Genomic DNA, 17,559 nt, shown 5'->3' on the forward strand with positions numbered 1-17,559 from the left:
GAGCTTCATGCGCAGGGTTCTGATCGTCGGCGCCGGGCAGTCCGGCTTGCAGCTGGCCCTCGGCCTGCAGGCGAAGGGCTACGACGTCACGGTGATGTCCGCGCGGACACCGGAGGAGATCCGGAACGGGCGCGTGATGTCGACGCAGTGCATGTTCCACGACGCGCTGCAGCACGAGCGGGACCTCGGGATCAACCAGTGGGAGGCCGACACCGTCAACGTCGAAGGCCTCGGCGTGTCGGTGGCCGCGCCGGACGGCGGCCGCGCGCTCGACTGGTTCGCCGAGCTGGACCACGTCGCGCAGTCCGTCGACCAGCGGGTCAAGATGGCGGGCTGGCTGGAGCTGTTCGAGGACCGCGGCGGCAAGCTGGTCATCCACGGCGTGATGACGTCCGAGCTGGACGCCCTGTCCCGGCTCTACGACCTGGTGATCATCTCGGCGGGCAAGGGCGAGCTGGTCCAGCTGTTCGACCGCGTGCCCGAGCGCTCGCCGTACACGAAGCCGATGCGCGCGCTGTCGCTGGCCTACGCCCACGGCGTCCGGCCGCGGCCGGAGCACCCGGACAAGATGGCGGTGCGGTTCAACATCGTCCCCGGCGTCGGCGAGCTGTTCATGATCCCTGCGTACACGCTCACCGGGAACTGCGACATCCTCTTCTTCGAGGGCGTCCCCGGCGGGCCGCTGGACTGCTTCGACGACCGCCCGGGCCCGGCCGAGCACTTCGCGCGGATCCTCGACCTGATGAAGCAGTTCGTGCCGTGGGAGTACGACCGCTGCCGTGACGCCGAGCTCACCGACGCGAAGGCCACGCTGGCCGGCGGCTACACCCCGGTGGTGCGCCGGCCCGTCGGCACGCTGCCGGGCGGGGCGATCGTGCTGGGCATGGCCGACGTCGTCGTCGCGAACGACCCGATCACCGGCCAGGGCTCGAACAACGCGAGCCACTGCGCGGCCACCTACCTGGACGCGATCGTCGAGCGCGGCGAGGAGCCGTTCGACGCCGGGTGGATGGACGCCACGTTCGAGCGCTACTGGGAGTACGCCCGGCACGTAACCGAATGGACCAACGCGCTGCTGCTCCCGCCGCCCCCGCACGTGCTCCAGATCCTCGGGGTGGCCGGCCAGAACCCCGCGGTCGCGCGGCGGTTCGCCAACGGGTTCACCGATCCGACGGACTTCCAGAACTGGTTCATGGACCCGGCACTCTGGGAGAAGTACCTGGCAGAGGTCTAGATCAGACTGTCGCCGAGAGACGATCCGGGCTACGGTTGTCACGTAGCGTGAAGGCGACCGGGTGGTCTATCGGAGGTACGTGGCATGCGGGCGATGTGGAAGGGCTCGGTGTCGTTCGGGCTGGTGAGCATCCCGATCCAGCTGTACGCGGCCACCGAGAACAAGAACGTCTCCCTGCGCCAGGTGCACGAGGCCGACGGCGGCCGCATCCAGTACAAGCGGTTCTGCACGATCGACGGCGCCGAGGTGCCCTACGCCGAGATCGCCAAGGGCTACGAGCTGCCCGACGGCGAGATGGTCGTGATCACCGACGCCGAGATGGCCGACCTGCCGCTGCCCACGCAGCGCACGATCGACGTGCTGGAGTTCGTGCCGCTCGAGTCGATCGACCCGATCCAGTACGACCGGACCTACTACCTGGAGCCGCAGAAGAACGCGGTCAAGCCGTACATCGTGCTGCGGGACGCCCTGCACAAGTCGAGCCAGGTGGCCATCGCCAAGGTCGCGGTGCGCCAGCGGGAGAGCATGGCGGTGCTGCGGGTGCACGCCGACGTGCTGGTGATGACGACGATGCTGTGGCCGGACGAGGTCCGCGAGCCCGACTTCCCGTTCCTGCGCGACGACCCGCCGCAGATCCGGCCGCAGGAGCTGACCATGGCCGGGTCGCTGATCGACTCGCTGGCCGAGCCCGTGTTCGAGCCGGAGAAGTACCACGACCACTACCGCGAGGCCCTCGAGGAGATGATCGAGGCCAAGGTGGCGGGGGAGGAGACGACCAAGCCCGCCGCCGTCACCGCGAAGGCCGACGTCGTCGACCTGATGGCCGCGCTGCAGGCCAGTGTGGACGCCGCCAAGAAGTCCCGCGGGGCGAAGTCCTCTTCGGAGGAGTCCGATGAGGACGGCGAGCCGGCCGCGAAGAAGAAGCCGGCGCCGCGGAAGCGGGCGCCGAAGTCGGCCTGATCCCCGGACGGGTGGTCGGGGCGACACGCCGTCGCGGCCGTCCCGCCTCCGCGTGGTTCGCGGTGGTACCAAGGGTTATGGAATGCGCTTCGTGTGATGCGGGCATCGACCACTGCCACGGCACGCTGGTGGTGCACCCGGAAGGCGGGTTCACCGAGTGCACCGACGCGGCCTGTTCGGACAGCGACCGGGTCCGGCACGGCCTGATCGTCGACTGCCAGGCGCTCGGCAGCGGGTGCGCCTGCGCGGCCGCACCCCGCAAACCCCTGCTGCGCCAAGCTTCCTGAGCCTCCCGCCAGGATCCGTGAAGGCCTTCCCGCCGCGCCTCGCCGCCGGCCGGGGAGGCCTTCACGGCGTCTGTGGAGGGTGTGGACGTAACACGATCGTGTATGCAGCTGTGTACACGGGCTTGGCGATGTGCTAACACTTACGGGGGTCCTTCGGCTCTCCCTCCCCCTCGGAGCCGGAGGACCCTTTTCACGCTTGGCCCGCGCACTGCGGACGGTCTGCTATCGCCGATTTGCGCAGAATTTGCTCTGCGCTTACCTTCCGCGGACCTGCCGACGGGATCGCCGGCCCGATCGCCGAAAGAAAAGCGAACGGCCTGGCACGGCGAGCATTGCTGCTGACGCCGTGCCAGGCCGTTCACGAATTACGGATCAGTACCAGTGCGCACGCCCACCGATCCGGCGGCCCGTGCCGCCCAGGATGGCCAGTGCCACACCGGCCACCGCGAGGATGATGCCGATGGTGTAAAGCACCGGGATACCCACGATGAACCCGATGATCAGGAGAATTACACCGAGAACGATCACTTTGACACACACTCCTTCGCATGGGACCCGTCCGGCATGCCGGCCGGGCGGATGCGCTGTCACGGGGAGGATGGCCACTTTTCCGCCGCGGCAAACTGCGTCAAATGGAGCAATCTCGGATCAGTACCGGTAGTGATCGAGCTTGTACGGACCTTCGACGTCGACGCCGATGTATTCCGCCTGGGCCTTCGTCAGCTTGGTGAGTTTCACACCGAGGGCGTCGAGGTGCAGCCGGGCCACCTTCTCGTCGAGGTGCTTGGGCAGCCGGTGGACGTCGGTGGCGTACTCGCCGGGCTTGGCGAAGAGCTCGATCTGCGCGATGGCCTGGTTGGTGAACGAGTTCGACATCACGAACGACGGGTGGCCGGTCGCGTTGCCGAGGTTCATCAGGCGGCCTTCGGAGAGCACGATGATCGCGTGGCCGTCCGGGAACGTCCACTCGTGCACCTGCGGCTTGATCTCCTTCTTCACGATCCCGGGCAGCTTCGCCAGCCCGGCCATGTCGATCTCGTTGTCGAAGTGCCCGACGTTCGCGACGATCGCGTTGTGCTTCATCCGGCCCATCTGCTCCGCCGAGATGATGCCGAAGTTGCCGGTGGTGGTGATGAAGATGTCGGCCGTCCCGACGACGTCGTCCAGCTCCACCACGTCGAGCCCGTCCATCGCCGCCTGCAGCGCGCAGATCGGGTCGATCTCGGTGACCGCGACCCGGGCGCCCTGCCCGCGCAGCGCCTCGACCGCGCCCTTGCCGACGTCGCCGTAGCCGCAGACGACCACGCGCTTGCCGCCGATCATCACGTCCGTGGCGCGGTTCAGACCGTCCACAAGGGAGTGCCGGATGCCGTACTTGTTGTCGAACTTGGACTTCGTGACGGAGTCGTTGACGTTCATCGCGGGGAAGAGCAGCTCGCCGTCCTTGGCGAGCTTGTAGAGCCGCTTGACGCCGTTGGTCGTCTCTTCGGTGACGCCGCGGATCTCCTTGGCCATGCGGGTGAAGCGGTCGCCGTCGGCCGCGAGGCTCGCGCGCAGCGTCTCGAGGACGATCCGGTACTCCTCGGCGTCCTCTTCGGACGGTTGCGGCACCGCGCCCGCGGCTTCGAACTCGACGCCCTTGTGCACGAGCAGGGTGGCGTCGCCGCCGTCGTCGAGGATCATGTTCGGTGCCTGGCCGCCCGGGAAGGCGAAGAGCCGGTCGGTGCACCACCAGTACTCTTCGAGCGTCTCGCCCTTCCAGGCGAACACGGACGTGCCGGCCGGGGCGTCGACGGAGCCCTCCGGGCCGACGACGACCGCGGCGGCGGCCTCGTCCTGGGTCGAGAAGATGTTGCAGGACACCCAGCGCACCTCGGCGCCGAGGGCGACCAGCGTCTCGATGAGCACGGCGGTCTGGACGGTCATGTGCAGCGACCCGGCGATGCGGGCGCCCTTCAGTGGCTGCGTGGCGGCGTATTCGCGGCGGATCGCCATCAGGCCGGGCATCTCGTGCTCGGCCAGCCGCAGCTGGGTGCGGCCGGCGTCGGCGAGGGACAGGTCGGCGACGGCGAAGTCGAGGCCATTGCGGGTCTGCAGTTTGTCACTCATGCTTCGGTGCACTCCGGAGTTCGTCGGGATGCGCTCGGGAGGCAGCACGGAAGCCCGTGCGGACAAGAGAAAGGCACCTCCCTCGCGGGAGGCGCCCTTGGAGTCGTGGTGCGGGCCGAGCGTGGCGGAAAAGAGTTCCGTCGCAGCGCCTCTCGGCCCGTGACCAGGATGGCAAAGCCGCCGGGAAGCTGTCAAGCGAGCGAGCGGGCCATGAGAACGTCGTGGCCGTCGACGCGGAATTCGGCCCGCAGCACGCCTTCCACGACGAATCCGCACGCCTCGTAGCCGGCTCGCGCCGTCCGGACGGTGCTCAACCGAGCTCCTGCCAGGCCTGTTCGACGATCCCGGCCAGCTCCCGGGCGTCGTGGTTGCCTTCGCTGCTCAGGCTCCGCACCGCGACGGTCATGCCGGGGCCGGTGCGCTGGCAGTTCAGGACGAAGGACTGGTCCGCGTCCGGGGTCGAGCCGGGCGCGGCCGGGGCGTTGTGCACCAGGCACTGCACGGCGCCGACGCGCACCAGCTCGGTGCCCGGTTTGGCCTCGCCGAGGGCCTGGACGTCTTCGTAGGGCGCGAACAGCTCCGGCGACGGCGCGCGCACGGCGACCAGCTGGAAGGACCGCAGCAGCCCCTCGTCCTGGTAGTCCTGGACGACAGCTCCGGCGCCGGCGTAGGCCGCCGACACGCGCGCGGCCGTCTCCTGGTCCGTCTTGGCGATGCGGTCGATCTGGGCCTTGCCGCGCGTGGCGTCGACCTTCGCGATCGCGTCCTGGGCCTTGCTCAGCCCGCCGAGGTTCGCCGGTGCGGTCGGGGCCTGCCCGCTCGGCCCGTCGAACAGGCTCAGCGCCAGCCACGGCACGCCGACGAGGACCGCGCCGACGAGGACGCCGAGCAGGCCGGCGACGACCGGCCGGGCGAGCAACGGGCGCGGGGGCGGGGGCGGTGCCACGGTCGGCGGCGGTCCGGGTGCGGGTTCGAGCGGGAATCCCTCGGTCACCCGGGAATCCTGGCGCACTCCGGTCCGTCCCGGGAAGGGAATTGCGCCCGGCGGGGTCAGATCAAGTGCGCACGCCGCCAGATGCCTTCCGACCGGCCGCCGATCAGCCCCGCCTCGCGCAGGAACGGCACGATCTTCTCGGCCATCCACCGCCGCGTCTCGTGGAAGTGCGGGTTGGCGAGCGCCGCGGCGCGGCCCTCGCGCGGGTCGATCCCGACGCTGCGGTAGACCCGCGCGTCGACCATGCTGTCGATGACGCCGAACGCGACCAGCGCGGTCCGCACGCGGTGCCGTTGCAGCGCCGCCTTCGACAGTTTCGGCGTCTCCCGCAGCACTTCCTCCTTGGCGAACCGGACGTGCCGGGCCTCCTCGACGACGTGGATCCGGTTGACCGAGCGGATCAGCGGCTGGATGCCGTCGTCGTCCATCATCGACCGCTGCAGCCGGTCGGTGGTCTCCTCGGCGACCAGCACGCTGGCGAACATCGACGGCCCGGCCGCGGTCGCGCCGAACACCTTCGCGGCGCGGTGCACGACCTTCGGGACGCCGTAGCGCGGGACGCCCAGCCGTTCGGCGGTGCGGGCGAACATGACCGAGTGCCGGGTCTCGTCGCCGATCTCGGTCATCGCGTACTGCGCGTGCTCGGTGCGCGCGTCGAGGTCGAAGACGTACCGCGCGAGCAGCTGCATGAGGACGATCTCGAACCACAGGCCGACGCTCATGATGCTGGCGATCTCGTGCTTGGACAGCTCGATCCGCTGCTCGGGCGTCAGCTTCGCCCAGAGGTCGGTGCCGTAGAGGGACACGCGCTCCAGCGGCATGTACGCCTTGCCTTCGGCGAGCGGCGCGGCCCAGTCGATGTCGACGTACGGGTCGTAGGAGTTCTTCGCGGAGCTCTTGAGCAGCCTCGCCGCGGTGACGTCCCGGTCCTGGGCCTCGACGCCCATGGCGACCTCCGAAATTAAGGGGTACACGCTGTACTAGCTAGTTTGGGAGCGTACACCGGCTCGCCGGACTTGAGTAGGCTTCCCGGGTGACCAAGGTCGACGGACGGGCGACGCGGTGGGCGGGCCAGCAGGAACGCCGCCGCGCGGAGTTCGTCGACGCGGCCCTGGCGGCGATCGGGGAACACGGCCCGGACGTCTCCACCGAGCAGATCGCCGAACGCGCCGGCGTCGCCCGGACGCGGCTGTACAAGCACTTCGCCGACGCGGCGGACCTGCAGCGGGCCATCGCCCAGCGCGCGGCCGAACTGGTGACGGCCGAGCTGGAGCCGCTCTGGCACCCGTCGGGCTCGCCGAACGAGATGATCTCGACGGTGATCGCGACGCACCTGCGCTGGCTGACCGAGCACGTTTCCCTGCACCGCTACCTGGCCCGCGCGGCACCGGGGCCGACGGACGTCCGCGACACGATCGCCCGCCACCTGAGCGGTCTCTTCGCCGGCTACCTGACGGCGTTCGGCCGCGACCCCGCCCCGGCGGACACCATCGCGTTCGGCCTGGTCGGCTACGTCGAATCGGCAACGACCCGCTGGCTCGACCACCCGGGCGCGCTCACCCTGGACCAGCTGACCGCCCAGCTCAGCGGCACGATCTGGGCGATGCTCGACCACACGCTCCGGGCGGTCGGCGTCGAACTGGACCCGGACCGGCCCCTGCCGCTGCCGGACGGGCTCTAGTTGTGGTGTCCAGGGAGGTTGGTCAGCCGGGCGATGGGTGGCTTGCCGCCGGTGGATGAGTGGGGCCGGTGGTGATTGTGGAAGTGCAGCCACCCAGGCAGCGCTGCCCGGCGTTGGTGTTCGCTGGGGTAGAAGCGGGCGTAAGCCCATCCCTCGGCCAGGGTGCGGTGGAACCGCTCGATCTTGCCGTTGGTGATGCCCAGCCCAGTGCAGGTCTCGCGTCGGGCTGACGAGCGATAACACGCACCGTTGTCGGAGAGCACGCGTTCGACGGTGACGCCGTGGTCGGCGAACCAGGCGACCGCGCGGTGAAGGACGCCGGTGGCGGTGTCGGCTTTCTCGTCGGCGCAGATCTCGGCGTAGGCGAGGCGGGAGTGGTCGTCGATCACGGTGTGCACGAAGGCCACGCCGGTGCGGGCGTGACGGTCGGCGCGCCGGATTCCGGTGCGGCGGGAGGTGGCTGATGTGTTCTTGCCGCCTTGCTGTTTGCCGACGTAGCGCCAGCCTCCGCCGTCGGGGATGTTGCCGAACTTGGTGACATCGACGTGGATCAGCGAGCCGGGGTGGTCGTGTTCGTAGCGGCGCAGCGGTTCGCCGGTGACCCGGTCGATGCGGGACAGGCGGTTGATCCGGCAGCGGGTCAGCACCGCGTGCACGGTCGAGGCGGGGACGCCGAGCCGGCCGGAGATCTGGACCGGGCCGAGCCGGTTGCGCCAGCGCAGCCGCACAATCCGACGCACCAGATGTGCGGACGTGCGGGTGGGACTGTGGTGTGGTCGGCAGCTGCGGTCGGTTATCCCGGCCGCGCCTTCGTTGCGGTAGCGGTCGGCCCATTTGCGGGCGGTTGTGGGGGCGACCATGAACATTTTCGCTGCTGCGGTGCAGGTCCAGCCCCTTGGGGCCTTCATCTCTCAGTGCGACAGGTGATTACCGCCTCAACCCGGGACAACGTCCCTGGACATCACATCTAGTCCTCGCGCGAGAACTCCGCGCGCACCCCCAGGAGCCGCACCGCGCGCGTCAGCTCGAACATCCCCAGTACCTCCTGGGCCGCGCGGTCGATCTCCGCCGCGTCCGACGTCGGCTCGGGGAGCGTGATGCTGTGGGTGTGGGTCAGGAACGGCACGAACCGGACCTTCACCGCGACCCGCGCCGCCGGGCGGCCTTCGTCCAGGACGTCCTGGGACACGCGCTTCGCCAGCGCCGACACCTCCGCCGCCATCTCGGCGGGGTCGGTGAGGTCGCGCTGGAACGTCGTCTCGCGGCTGCGGGAGCGGGCCACGTACGGTGTCGCGCTCACCTCCGCGTCGCTGATCCCGCCGCCGAGCAGGCGCAGCCACGGGCCGGTCTTCGGGCCGAACCGCGCCGCCAGTTCGGCCGGGTCGGCGCCGGCGAGGTCGAGGACCGTCGCGATGCCCAGCTCGGCGAGCTTCTTCGCCGTCTTGCCGCCGATGCCCCACAGCGCGTCGGTCGGGCGCGCGGCCATGACGTCCCACCAGTTCGCCTGCGTAAGCCGGAAGATCCCGCCCGGCTTGCCGAACCCGGTGGCGAGCTTGGCCCGCAGCTTGTTGTCCCCGATCCCGACCGCGCACGACAGCCCGGTCTCGCGCGCGACGGCGTCCTTGATCGCCGCCGCCAGCACCTCGGGATCATCGGTCTCGGCGCCGACGAACGCCTCGTCCCAGCCCAGCACCTCCACCACGACGGGGAACTCCCGCACGGCGGCCATGACATGTTCGGAGACTTCGAGGTAGGCGGGCGGGTCGCTGGGCAGGAAGACGGCGTCCGGGCAGCGCTTGGCGGCGATCCGCAGCGGCATGCCGGACTGGATCCCGAACTCGCGGGCCTCGTACGACGCCGTCGCGACGACGGCGCGTTCGGTGGGGTCGCCGTTGCCGCCGACGACCACGGGCTTCCCGCGCAGCTCCGGGTGGCGGGCGATCTCGACCGCGGCGATGAACTGGTCGAGGTCGACGTGCAGGACCCACTTCACGCCGCCCAGTGTTGCCTCAGACGCGGTGGCGCGCCACGTGGGTCCAGACGGTGCCGGTGAGGGCGAGGATCCCGCAGAGCGTCACGCCGGGGTCGGGCAGGACCAGCCCGAGCACCAGCAGCGTCACGGCGACGGCGTCGACGACGATCAGGAGGGCGCTGCGGAGCGCGCGCGACTTCGGGCGCTTGCCCTCGCGGAGGGCGGTGGCCAGGTCGGGGTCGGTGACCTCGAGGTGCCGCTCGATCTTCTCGAGCTCGGTGCGATCGTGGTGGCTGAGCATCGGGGTACTCCTTCGGCGCCGAACGCACCGTATCGCCAGAGCGAATACCCAATCGTCCTCCTGACGAACCGCCAATCGCCCTCTCATTTTGTGCTTTTTGCTGCTCCGACCGGGTGATCCGCGCTCCGTGACCATCCCGGAACGCGTTAGGTTCGCCTGGCACGAGGCCGGTCTGGCCGGCTTCGCGCCGGGTCGAGGCCGGTCAGGACCTTCAAGCAGCGGAGGACTCCATGACCCTGCCCACCGAACCGATCGGCAGCATCCCGCGTCCCGAGTACCTGATCGAGGGGCTCGGCGCCTTCGCGGCCGGACGGATCGACGCCGCCGCGCTCGCCGAGCTGGAAAGCCGGGCGCTGGCCGACACGATCAGCCGGTTCGAGGAGACCGGCTCACCCGTCGTGTCCGACGGCGAACAGGGCAAGCCGAGCTTCGCGACCTACCCGCTGGCGGGGCTGACCGCGCTCGCGCCGGACGGCGTCGTCATCCCGTTCGCCGACGGCCACACCCGCCAGTTGCCGCGGCTGACCGCGGGCCCCTTCCGCTACGCGACGCACGCGGACGCTTACCTGACGCGCGCGAAAGCACTTACCGGCAAGCCCGTCAAGCAGGCCGTGATCGCCGCTTCGGCGCTCTCGCTGATCTACCCGGCCGACGGCATCGAGGGCTACTCGCAGGACCAGTTCGTCGCCGACCTCGTCGACGAAGCCGAAGCGGACATCCGGCGCAGCCTCGACGCCGGCGCGCACAGCGTCCAGATCGACTTCACCGAGGGGCGGCTGTCGCTGAAGCTCGACCCGTCGGGCGGGCTGCTGCGGGAGTTCGTCGACCTCAACAACGCCGTGCTGGACCGCTTCACGGCGGAGGAGCGCGCGAAGATCGGCGTCCACACCTGCCCGGGCGGCGACCAGGACTCGGTGCACAGCCTCGACGTCGACTACGCGGGCCTGCTGCCGGCCCTTTTCGAGTTGAAGGCGGGCAACTTCTACGTCCAGCTCGCGAGCGAAGCCGAGCCGGAACGCGCGTTGCAGGTGATCGCCGACCACCTGGGGGAGGGCCAGCGGATCTTCGTCGGCGTGATCGACCCGATCGACCCGCGGGTGGAGACGCCGGAGGAGGTCCGCGACCGCGTGCTGACAGCGGCGAAGTACCTGCCGGTGGACCGGCTGGGCACGTGCGACGACTGCGGGTTCTCGCCGTTTGCGGACGACACCTCGACCTCCCGCGACATCGCGTTCGCCAAGATCAAGGCGCGGGTCGAGGGGACCGCGCTGGCGGCCGGGCAGCTGTGACGGCCGGGGCCCGCTCCGGCGGGCCCCTCAGGCCGTCTCGGCGGCGACTTTCAGCCCGAGCGCGACGAGCACGCTGCCGAGCACGGCGTCGAGGCCCCGGCGGACGCGCCCGTCGCTGAAGAACCGCTTGAGCGCGCCGACGACGAGGGCGAGGGCGGCGAACCAGGCGACGGTCCCGGCGGTGGCGATGGCGGCCAGCTCGAGGGTCTGCGCGGTGGAGCCGTCCGCCGGGAGGAACTGGGGGAGCAGGGCGAGGAAGTAGACGGCGACCTTCGGGTTGAGCAGGTTGGTGAAGAGGCCCTGCCGGAAGGCGGCGCCGGCGCCGAGCGACCGGTTCGCGGGGTCGTCCCCGAGGTCCCGGTACTCGCCGCGGCGCACGGCGAGCCAGGCTTTGACGCCGAGGAAGACGAGATAGCCGGCCCCGACGAGCTTCACGACGCTGAAGGCCACAGCGGAGGCGGTGAGCACGGCGGCGACGCCGAAGGCGATGGCGACGACCCAGGCGAAGACACCGAGCGCGACCCCGGCCCCGGCGGCGACCCCGGCCCGCCGCCCACCGGCGAGGGAAGATCGCGTGACGACGACGAAGTCCGGCCCGGGTGACATCGCGCCGAGGATCACGACCAGCAGGAACGAGGCGGCGGTGGCACCGGGGATCATGCGGTCGAGCATACGAGGGCGGCGCCAGCGAATTTCGCTACGCGCGTGACGCTCCGAACTCCGGCGGCCGGATCGGGAAGAACCGGTGATCCACTGGTGTTCGCACCGGTGTCGGCCAGAGCACGATGTTCGAATTTGAACTTCCGGTAGGGTCGGCCGAGTGGGCGATCCCAGGGGAGAGAGCATGACGGCTGAGGTGCGGACGCGGGTGCGGATCCCGCTGCGGCTGCACGGCGGCATCGAGGTCGACGCCGAAGCCGTCACCTTCCGGAACCTCGCCGATGGTGGTGAGCACCTCGCCTTCGTCCTCGGTACGCCCGGGGACGTGCCGCTCGTGCGGCCGCACTCCGAATGCCTCACCGGTGACGTCTTCGGGTCCGCGCGCTGCGACTGCGGTCCGCAGCTGGCCGAGGCCGTCGACCGGATCTCCGCCGCCGGTGGTTATCTGCTCTACCTGCGTCAAGAAGGCCGGGGGATCGGCCTCTACAACAAGCTCGACGCCTATGCGCTTCAAGACCAAGGCCTCGACACCTACGCCGCCAACGCCGCGCTCGGCCTGCCCGAGGACGCCCGCGACTACACCGTCGCCGCGCAGATGCTCCAAGCGCTCGGGGTGGCGGAAGTGAACCTGCTGTCGAACAACCCGGACAAGGCCGCGCAGCTCGAAGCGGCCGGGATCGCTGTGCGCGACCGGGTGCCCACCGGCGTCTTCGCCACCGACAACAACGTGCGCTACCTGCGCGCGAAGGCCGAACTCACCGGCCACACCCTGCCGGGGCTGGCCAGCTAGCTGAGCCGCTGGGCCGCCGCGGCCGCCGGGCTCGTGGTGAGCTTCTCCAGCAGTCCGATGAGGACCGTCTGCTCCGACGGCGTCAGCGACGCCGCCCACGCCCGTTCGCGCGCGTTGTGCGCCTGGTACGCGTCCGTCACCGCCGTGTGGCCCGCCTCCGTCAGCGCGAGCCGGACCGCCCGTCGATCCTCGGGGACCTGCGTGCGGGTCACCAGCCCGTCCCGCTCCAGGGTCTTGACCAGTGCCGACACCGCCGCGCGGCTCATCCCGGCCAGGCGCGCCGCGTGGCGGGACTCGAGCGGGCCGGCCAGCCACAGCACGAACAGCACCCGGAACCCGCCCCAGCTCAGGCCGCGCGGGCGGTGCACCGTCGACTCCCAGTCGTAGACCAGCGCGCCCGCCAGCCGGTGCAGCGTGAGGCCGAGGCGCATCGCGACGGGGTCGGTGTCCGGCAGCTCCGCCTTCGTCTTCCCGATCGCGTAGTCGACGAACGAGAGGTAGTCGAGGTCTTCGGCCGGTCGGTCGGTCATGCGGCCAGGTTAGGGGAAGGGGTTCCGCGAGCGGTCCGGCCGGGTTAGTGTGACCCGGGAGATAGTCAAACCTTTGATCAAAGGAGCGCTCGCCGTGACGAAGAAAGCCTTCGCCTCTTCGGCCGACCTGGCGGAGAAAGCGCAAACCCTCGAAGTCCTGGCCGACGGCGTCTACGCGCTGACCGCCGAAGGCGACCCGAACATCGGCGCCATCGAGGGAGAGGACTTCCTCGTCTGCTTCGAAGCGCTGGCGACGCCGGTCGCGGCGCGCGAGTGGCTCGCGAAACTCCGCGAGCACACCGACAAACCCGTGCGCTACCTGGTATTGAGCCACTACCACGCGGTGCGCGTGCTGGGCGCGTCGGCGTTCGACGCCGAAGTGATCGTCGCGCACGAGAACACCCGGGCGCTGGTCGCCGAGCGCGGCAAGGAGGACTGGGCGAGCGAGTTCGGCCGGATGCCGCGGCTGGCCAAGGGCGCGGACTCGGTGCCGGGCCTGACCTGGCCGACGCTGACCTTCTCCGACCGGCTCACGATCGACCTCGGCGGCGACCGCGGCGACCTCGTCCTGCAGTACTGCGGGCGCGGCCACACCGAAGGCGACCTCGTCGCGTGGCTGCCGCGGCAGAAGATCCTCTACGCCGGCGACCTCGTCGAAGCCGAAGCCGCGCTCTACACCGGCGACGCGGTCCACCGCGACTGGGCTTCGTCCACTTTGGACCGGGTGGCCGCGTTCGGCGCCGAGTCGCTGATCGGCGGCCGCGGCGGGGTGAGCCGCGGCCGCGACGCCGTCGACGCCGCCATCGCGCAGACCCGGCACTTCCTGGACACGATGATCCGCGAGGTCGGCGCGGTCCGCGACGCCGGCGGCACGCTGAAGGAAGCCTTCGAACGCACCCACGCGGCCCTGAACGACCAGTACGGCCACTGGCCGATCTTCGAGCACTGCCTGCCCTTCGACGTCTCCCGGCTGTGGGACGAGCTCGGCGGCATCGAACGGCCGGTGGTGTGGACGGCCGAGCGTGACCGCGAAGTCTGGGACCAGCTCCAAGGATGAGGGTCGCCGTCCTGGGCAGCGGCCCGGTCGGCCAGACGGCCGCGCTGCTGCTGGCGCGCTGGGGTGTACCGGTGGTGCTCGTCGACGAGCACGAGGTGCGCGATCCCGTGGGGTCCAAGGCCATCTGCCAGCAACGGGACACTTTGGACGTCTGGGCGTCGCTCGGCGCGGGCTGCCTCGCCGAGGAGGGCCTCACCTGGACGACCGCGCGGACGTTCCACCGCGCCACCGAGCTGTTCTCGCTGAAGCTCCCCGACGGCGGGTCGGCGCTGCCGCCGTTCGTCAACTTGTCGCAAGCCCGCGTCGAGGAGGTCCTGGACGAGCTGATCGAGCGGCAGCCGCTCATCGACGTCCGCCGCGGCCACCGCGTCCGCGGGCTGACCCAGCCCGGCCGGGTGGTGCTCGAGTGCGACACGGCGGACGGGCCGCGCCGGATCGAGGCCGACTACGCGATCGCCTGTGCGGGCGCGCGAGGCGACACCGTGCGGCGGGCGCTCGGGCAGCACCTCGACGGGGTGTCGTTCCGGGACCTGTTCCTGATCTGCGACATCCGCGCCGACCTGCCGGGCTGGGCGGCCGAGCGGCGGTTCTGGTTCGACCCGCCGTGGAACCCGGGCCGCCAGGTGCTCATCCACCCGTGCCCGGGCTCGGAGTTCCGGATCGACTGGCAGGTGCCCGAGGACTACGACCTCGCGGCCGAGGAGTCGGGCGGGGCGATGGAGGCGCGGATCCGGGCGATCATCGGCCCGGTGCCCTACGAGGTGCTCTGGCGGTCGGTGTACCGCTTCCACACGCGGCTGGTGCCGCGGATGCGGGTCGGCCGGGTGCTGCTGGCCGGCGACTGCGCGCACCTCGTCGCGCCGTTCGGGGCGCGCGGGCTCAACTCCGGCGTGGCCGACGCGGAGAACGCGGCCTGGAAGCTGGCCGCCGTCCTGCGCGGCGACGCGGGGGAGGAGCTGCTGGAGAGCTACCACACCGAGCGGCACGCGGCCGCGGTCGAGAACGCGGGCGTCACGACGGCCACGATGGACTTCCTGGTGCCCCAGGACGACGAGCAGCACCGGCGCCGGCTGGACGTCCTCACGCGCGCGGCGCACGACCCGGCCGCGTGCGAGCAGGTCGACTCGGGCCGCCTGGCCGAACCGTTCTGGTACCCGGATTCGCCGTTGACCACGACGGATCCGCTACGGCCGTTCGCCGGACGGCCGCCGCGCGGGGCAGTGCCGCCGCCGGGGCCGGGCGTGCTGCTCCCCGACGTCACCGTCGCGAGTGGACGGTTGCGGGACCTGGCGCGGCAGGGTTTCCTGCTTCTGACGACGCCGGGTGTGCGGGCGGAGGGCGTGCGGTCGGTGGAAATCCCGCTGGGCGGGGCGCTGGGTGCGCGTCCGGGCGAAGCCTGGCTGGTCCGCCCGGACGCGTACGTCGCCGCCGTGCTACGGGTAGGAGACCAGCGGGCTCACCTGGTGCCCGGTGTTCGCGGCGTCACCCGAGTCGTTGATGACGTGGGCGATCGTGCCCACACCGCCGAGTGACACCGACACCAGGTTGTGGAACCGGACGCCGCTGTTGTTCGGCACCTCGAACGAGTGACTGGCCACAATGGACGGGTTGGTGTTGAAGAAGCAGTAGCTGCCCAGGCCCCAGCCTTCGTGGCTGGTCACCGAGTCGGCCACCTTGTACGCCGCCCAGCCCTGCCGGCCGCCGCCGCTGGACCAGGACGCCTGATCCGGCGGGTCGTACGGCATCTCGTTCTGGAAGAAGTACGTCCGCCCGCCGTTGCCGTTCCAGAGCACCTCGTACTGCTGGTAGTGCTCGACGAACAGGCCGTACATCGTCACGTCCGCGCCGTTGACGACCAGGCCGTTCGCCGCGGTGTTGACGTTCCAGCCGACGCCGTTCGAGTGGTCGCCGCGCCACAGCCACATGTGGTCGCCGATGACGTTGTTCGAGTTGACCACCAGCGTCTGCGTGGCCTTCCCGACGGCCGCGCCGCCGATCCGGAAGAACACGTCGTGCAGCGACGTCGGGTCGGCCGCGTGGTTCGCGGTCGAGCCCGGCTGGCCGACCTGCACCAGCACCGGCGAGTTCACCGCGCCCGCGTCGATCAGCAGCCCGGCGATCTTCACGCCGTCCACATCGGACGTCGTGATGGCCGCCGTGCCGTTGGTGGGCATCAGCGTCGCCAGGCCGAGGCCGAGCACCACGGTGTCCGGGCGCGTGACGTTCAGCGCCTGGTCGAGGTGGTAGACACCGGGCGTCACGAGCAGGTTCTTGCCCGCGGCCAGCGCGGCGTTGAGCGTTGCCGCCGAGTCGGACGGGTGCGCGACGTAGAACTCGCTGAGCGAGATCGACTGCCCGGCCGGGGCGCCGTGGCCCCAGCTGGTGCCGGAGGAGTTCTGCCGCAGCCCCGGGACGAACACGTTGTAGCTGCCCGAGCCGTCGACGTAGAGGAACGGCTTCTCGCGGATCACCGGCGTCTGGCCGACGACGGTCTCCGGCGGGTTCGGGAACGACGCCGGCGGCGTGCCGGTCGAGCCGACGAACACCATGTTCCAGACGCCGCCCTGCCAGCCGCCCAGCTCGCTGTTGCGGGTCAGGAACTGCTGCTGCGAACCGGAAACGGCGACGCCGTCGATCTTGCTGTCGGCGATCAGGCCACCGCTGGCCCAGCCGTCGCCGCCGTTCCACAGCTGGATCTGGCTGCCCTTGAGGTGCATCCGCCGGTAGGGCGCGGCCTGCGCGACGGCCCAGCGCTCGACCTGGCCCGCCGGCAGCGTCACCGACAGGTTTTCCGCCGACCGCCAGAAGTTCTGCGTCGCGTTGCCCTTGTTGGCCGGGTTGTCGCCCTGCTGCAGCCAGTCCGCCTCGACGCGGACGTGGCCGTTGAGGTTGACGTCGTCCGGCGACAGGCCCAGGCCGGCGACCTGCTCGTAGAAGCCGAGGTTGACGTCGGCGTTGTAGCTGCCCGGCTTGAACAGCACGGCGTAGCGCTCGTTGCCGAACTGGTTGGTGTGCTGCTGGTCCGCGATCTGCGTCAGCCGGTTCTGGATCGTCGCGGCCGGCGTCGACGGGTCGAACACCGACACGTTCGGGCCGAGGTCCGGGTTGCGCGGGTCGGTCGGCGGGATGGTCGTCCCGCCGCCGGTGCCGTGCACGGCGACTTCCCAGAGGGAGTAGCCGTAGCCGGTCGCCCGCTGGGTGCCGTAGACCCGCAGGTAGCGCGCGGTGCCGGTGAGGGGCACGGTCTGCGTGCCGCCCGCGCCGGTGGTGGTCGAGTACGCGGTCGTCCAGCTGTTCGCGTCCGAGGACAGCTGGACGCTGAACGCCTTGGCGTACGCGGCTTCCCAGGTGAGTGCCACGTCGCAGAGCTGCTGCGCGGAGCCCAGGTCGACCTGCAGCCACTGCGGGTCGCTGAACGCGCTGGACCAGCGCGTCCCGGGGTTGCCGTCGACCGCGGCGGACGCGGGCGTCCCGCCGTTCTCGGTCGAGGAGGCGGTCGCGGGGTGGCCCTGCGCGAGGTTCGCCGTGCCGCACGCGGCGGCCTGGGCCGGCGCGGAGCCGACCACCGCCGCGGTGGTGACCGCGGTGACGAACGTGGTGGCGATGACGAGGAGGCGGTGTACGGGGGAGAACGTCGTTGATCTCATCGGCCTGCCTGCTGATCGGGGGGAGGACGTGCGAAACGGACCGGGCGA

The 17,559-nt window shown here is 70.7% G+C and carries 18 protein-coding genes, 1 pseudogene and 1 riboswitch; of the genes and pseudogenes, 8 read left to right on the top strand and 11 right to left on the bottom strand.

All coding sequences use genetic code 11. The annotated features are described in order from the left end of the window. Positions 1-7: 7 nt before the first annotated feature. From ACZ7OH_RS05035 to ACZ7OH_RS05045, 3 genes are all read left to right on the top strand, one after another. Positions 8-1,234, top strand: coding sequence for a styrene monooxygenase/indole monooxygenase family protein (locus ACZ7OH_RS05035; protein WP_470279666.1), 1,227 nt, complete (start codon positions 8-10; stop codon positions 1,232-1,234). An 84-nt stretch (positions 1,235-1,318) separates the two neighbouring features. Further along, complete coding sequence (gene ku / locus ACZ7OH_RS05040) at positions 1,319-2,194, top strand: non-homologous end joining protein Ku (RefSeq protein WP_470279667.1); 876 nt, start codon at positions 1,319-1,321, stop codon at positions 2,192-2,194. Between the two features lie 77 nt (positions 2,195-2,271). Further along, positions 2,272-2,481: a hypothetical protein gene (locus ACZ7OH_RS05045; RefSeq protein WP_470279668.1), complete on the top strand. Its 210-nt coding sequence runs from the start codon at positions 2,272-2,274 to the stop codon at positions 2,479-2,481. A 372-nt stretch (positions 2,482-2,853) separates the two neighbouring features. Here the strand turns inward: ACZ7OH_RS05045 and ACZ7OH_RS05050 are convergent, their stop codons facing one another. The 5 genes from ACZ7OH_RS05050 to ACZ7OH_RS05070 form a co-directional block, all read right to left on the bottom strand. Beyond that, the gene (locus ACZ7OH_RS05050; protein WP_086678182.1) at positions 2,854-3,009 is read right to left on the bottom strand and encodes a hypothetical protein; all 156 of its coding nucleotides are present in this window, start codon (positions 3,007-3,009) and stop codon (positions 2,854-2,856) included. 120 nt (positions 3,010-3,129) lie between these two features. Beyond that, positions 3,130-4,590, bottom strand: coding sequence for an adenosylhomocysteinase (gene ahcY, locus ACZ7OH_RS05055; RefSeq protein WP_470279669.1), 1,461 nt, complete (start codon positions 4,588-4,590; stop codon positions 3,130-3,132). Between the two features lie 82 nt (positions 4,591-4,672). Beyond that, positions 4,673-4,750, bottom strand: a riboswitch (S-adenosyl-L-homocysteine riboswitch). 31 nt (positions 4,751-4,781) lie between these two features. Then, on the bottom strand, positions 4,782-4,904 hold the full coding sequence (locus ACZ7OH_RS05060; RefSeq protein ID WP_470279670.1) for a hypothetical protein: 123 nt from the start codon (positions 4,902-4,904) through the stop codon (positions 4,782-4,784). Next, positions 4,901-5,584, bottom strand: coding sequence for a hypothetical protein (locus tag ACZ7OH_RS05065; RefSeq protein ID WP_470279671.1), 684 nt, complete (start codon positions 5,582-5,584; stop codon positions 4,901-4,903). The genes ACZ7OH_RS05060 and ACZ7OH_RS05065 overlap by 4 nt, the downstream gene beginning before the upstream one ends. Positions 5,585-5,640: 56 nt before the next feature. After that, a complete protein-coding gene (locus tag ACZ7OH_RS05070; protein WP_470279672.1) occupies positions 5,641-6,531 on the bottom strand; it encodes an AurF N-oxygenase family protein in 891 nt (296 codons plus the stop codon). An 86-nt stretch (positions 6,532-6,617) separates the two neighbouring features. Between ACZ7OH_RS05070 and ACZ7OH_RS05075 the strand changes: the two genes are divergently transcribed. Continuing rightward, on the top strand, positions 6,618-7,265 hold the full coding sequence (locus ACZ7OH_RS05075) for a TetR/AcrR family transcriptional regulator (RefSeq protein WP_470279673.1): 648 nt from the start codon (positions 6,618-6,620) through the stop codon (positions 7,263-7,265). On the opposite strand, the pseudogene ACZ7OH_RS05080 reads toward ACZ7OH_RS05075, so the two are convergent. The 3 genes and pseudogenes from ACZ7OH_RS05080 to ACZ7OH_RS05090 all read right to left on the bottom strand — a co-directional run. Further along, positions 7,262-8,158 (bottom strand): annotated as a pseudogene (locus ACZ7OH_RS05080) (IS481 family transposase); the annotation flags it as partial. The gene ACZ7OH_RS05075 and the pseudogene ACZ7OH_RS05080 sit on opposite strands and share 4 nt — an antisense overlap. Before the next feature lie 74 nt (positions 8,159-8,232). Further along, positions 8,233-9,258, bottom strand: a complete 1,026-nt coding sequence (locus ACZ7OH_RS05085; protein ID WP_470279674.1) for a DNA polymerase IV — start codon at positions 9,256-9,258, stop codon at positions 8,233-8,235. A 16-nt stretch (positions 9,259-9,274) separates the two neighbouring features. After that, positions 9,275-9,538 (bottom strand): DUF3040 domain-containing protein, encoded by a 264-nt coding sequence (locus tag ACZ7OH_RS05090; RefSeq protein WP_470279675.1) that lies wholly within the window; start codon positions 9,536-9,538, stop codon positions 9,275-9,277. 230 nt (positions 9,539-9,768) lie between these two features. On the opposite strand from ACZ7OH_RS05090, the gene ACZ7OH_RS05095 reads away from it, so the two are divergent. After that, complete coding sequence (locus ACZ7OH_RS05095; RefSeq protein WP_470279676.1) at positions 9,769-10,827, top strand: cobalamin-independent methionine synthase II family protein; 1,059 nt, start codon at positions 9,769-9,771, stop codon at positions 10,825-10,827. A gap of 27 nt (positions 10,828-10,854) precedes the next feature. Here the strand turns inward: ACZ7OH_RS05095 and ACZ7OH_RS05100 are convergent, their stop codons facing one another. Next, positions 10,855-11,487 (bottom strand): LysE family translocator, encoded by a 633-nt coding sequence (locus tag ACZ7OH_RS05100; protein WP_470279677.1) that lies wholly within the window; start codon positions 11,485-11,487, stop codon positions 10,855-10,857. A gap of 184 nt (positions 11,488-11,671) precedes the next feature. Between ACZ7OH_RS05100 and ACZ7OH_RS05105 the strand changes: the two genes are divergently transcribed. Continuing rightward, a complete protein-coding gene (locus ACZ7OH_RS05105) occupies positions 11,672-12,277 on the top strand; it encodes a GTP cyclohydrolase II (RefSeq protein WP_400909103.1) in 606 nt (201 codons plus the stop codon). On the opposite strand, the gene ACZ7OH_RS05110 is transcribed toward ACZ7OH_RS05105, so the two are convergent. Next, positions 12,274-12,807, bottom strand: a complete 534-nt coding sequence (locus tag ACZ7OH_RS05110; RefSeq protein WP_470279678.1) for a MarR family winged helix-turn-helix transcriptional regulator — start codon at positions 12,805-12,807, stop codon at positions 12,274-12,276. The two genes, ACZ7OH_RS05105 and ACZ7OH_RS05110, sit on opposite strands and share 4 nt — an antisense overlap. Positions 12,808-12,901: 94 nt before the next feature. Between ACZ7OH_RS05110 and ACZ7OH_RS05115 the strand changes: the two genes are divergently transcribed. Together ACZ7OH_RS05115 and ACZ7OH_RS05120 are read left to right on the top strand one after the other, a co-directional pair. Next, on the top strand, positions 12,902-13,864 hold the full coding sequence (locus ACZ7OH_RS05115) for an MBL fold metallo-hydrolase (RefSeq protein ID WP_470279679.1): 963 nt from the start codon (positions 12,902-12,904) through the stop codon (positions 13,862-13,864). Next, positions 13,861-15,396, top strand: a complete 1,536-nt coding sequence (locus ACZ7OH_RS05120; RefSeq protein ID WP_470279680.1) for an FAD-dependent monooxygenase — start codon at positions 13,861-13,863, stop codon at positions 15,394-15,396. The genes ACZ7OH_RS05115 and ACZ7OH_RS05120 overlap by 4 nt, the downstream gene beginning before the upstream one ends. On the opposite strand, the gene ACZ7OH_RS05125 is transcribed toward ACZ7OH_RS05120, so the two are convergent. After that, positions 15,298-17,511 (bottom strand): discoidin domain-containing protein, encoded by a 2,214-nt coding sequence (locus tag ACZ7OH_RS05125; RefSeq protein WP_470279681.1) that lies wholly within the window; start codon positions 17,509-17,511, stop codon positions 15,298-15,300. The genes ACZ7OH_RS05120 and ACZ7OH_RS05125 overlap by 99 nt on opposite strands. Between the last annotated feature and the right edge of the window lie 48 nt (positions 17,512-17,559).

This window comes from Amycolatopsis sp. NPDC114478, from assembly GCF_055633805.1.

Coding starts and splice junctions, on each gene's coding strand:
- ACZ7OH_RS05070 (WP_470279672.1), bottom strand. CDS start 6,531: ATGGGCGTCGAGGCCCAGGACCGGGACGTCACCGCGGCGAGGCTGCTC.
- ACZ7OH_RS05045 (WP_470279668.1), top strand. CDS start 2,272: ATGGAATGCGCTTCGTGTGATGCGGGCATCGACCACTGCCACGGCACG.
- ACZ7OH_RS05125 (WP_470279681.1), bottom strand. CDS start 17,511: ATGAGATCAACGACGTTCTCCCCCGTACACCGCCTCCTCGTCATCGCC.
- ACZ7OH_RS05095 (WP_470279676.1), top strand. CDS start 9,769: ATGACCCTGCCCACCGAACCGATCGGCAGCATCCCGCGTCCCGAGTAC.
- ACZ7OH_RS05100 (WP_470279677.1), bottom strand. CDS start 11,487: ATGATCCCCGGTGCCACCGCCGCCTCGTTCCTGCTGGTCGTGATCCTC.
- ACZ7OH_RS05105 (WP_400909103.1), top strand. CDS start 11,672: ATGACGGCTGAGGTGCGGACGCGGGTGCGGATCCCGCTGCGGCTGCAC.
- ACZ7OH_RS05120 (WP_470279680.1), top strand. CDS start 13,861: ATGAGGGTCGCCGTCCTGGGCAGCGGCCCGGTCGGCCAGACGGCCGCG.
- ahcY (WP_470279669.1), bottom strand. CDS start 4,590: ATGAGTGACAAACTGCAGACCCGCAATGGCCTCGACTTCGCCGTCGCC.
- ACZ7OH_RS05035 (WP_470279666.1), top strand. CDS start 8: ATGCGCAGGGTTCTGATCGTCGGCGCCGGGCAGTCCGGCTTGCAGCTG.
- ACZ7OH_RS05090 (WP_470279675.1), bottom strand. CDS start 9,538: ATGCTCAGCCACCACGATCGCACCGAGCTCGAGAAGATCGAGCGGCAC.
- ku (WP_470279667.1), top strand. CDS start 1,319: ATGCGGGCGATGTGGAAGGGCTCGGTGTCGTTCGGGCTGGTGAGCATC.
- ACZ7OH_RS05110 (WP_470279678.1), bottom strand. CDS start 12,807: ATGACCGACCGACCGGCCGAAGACCTCGACTACCTCTCGTTCGTCGAC.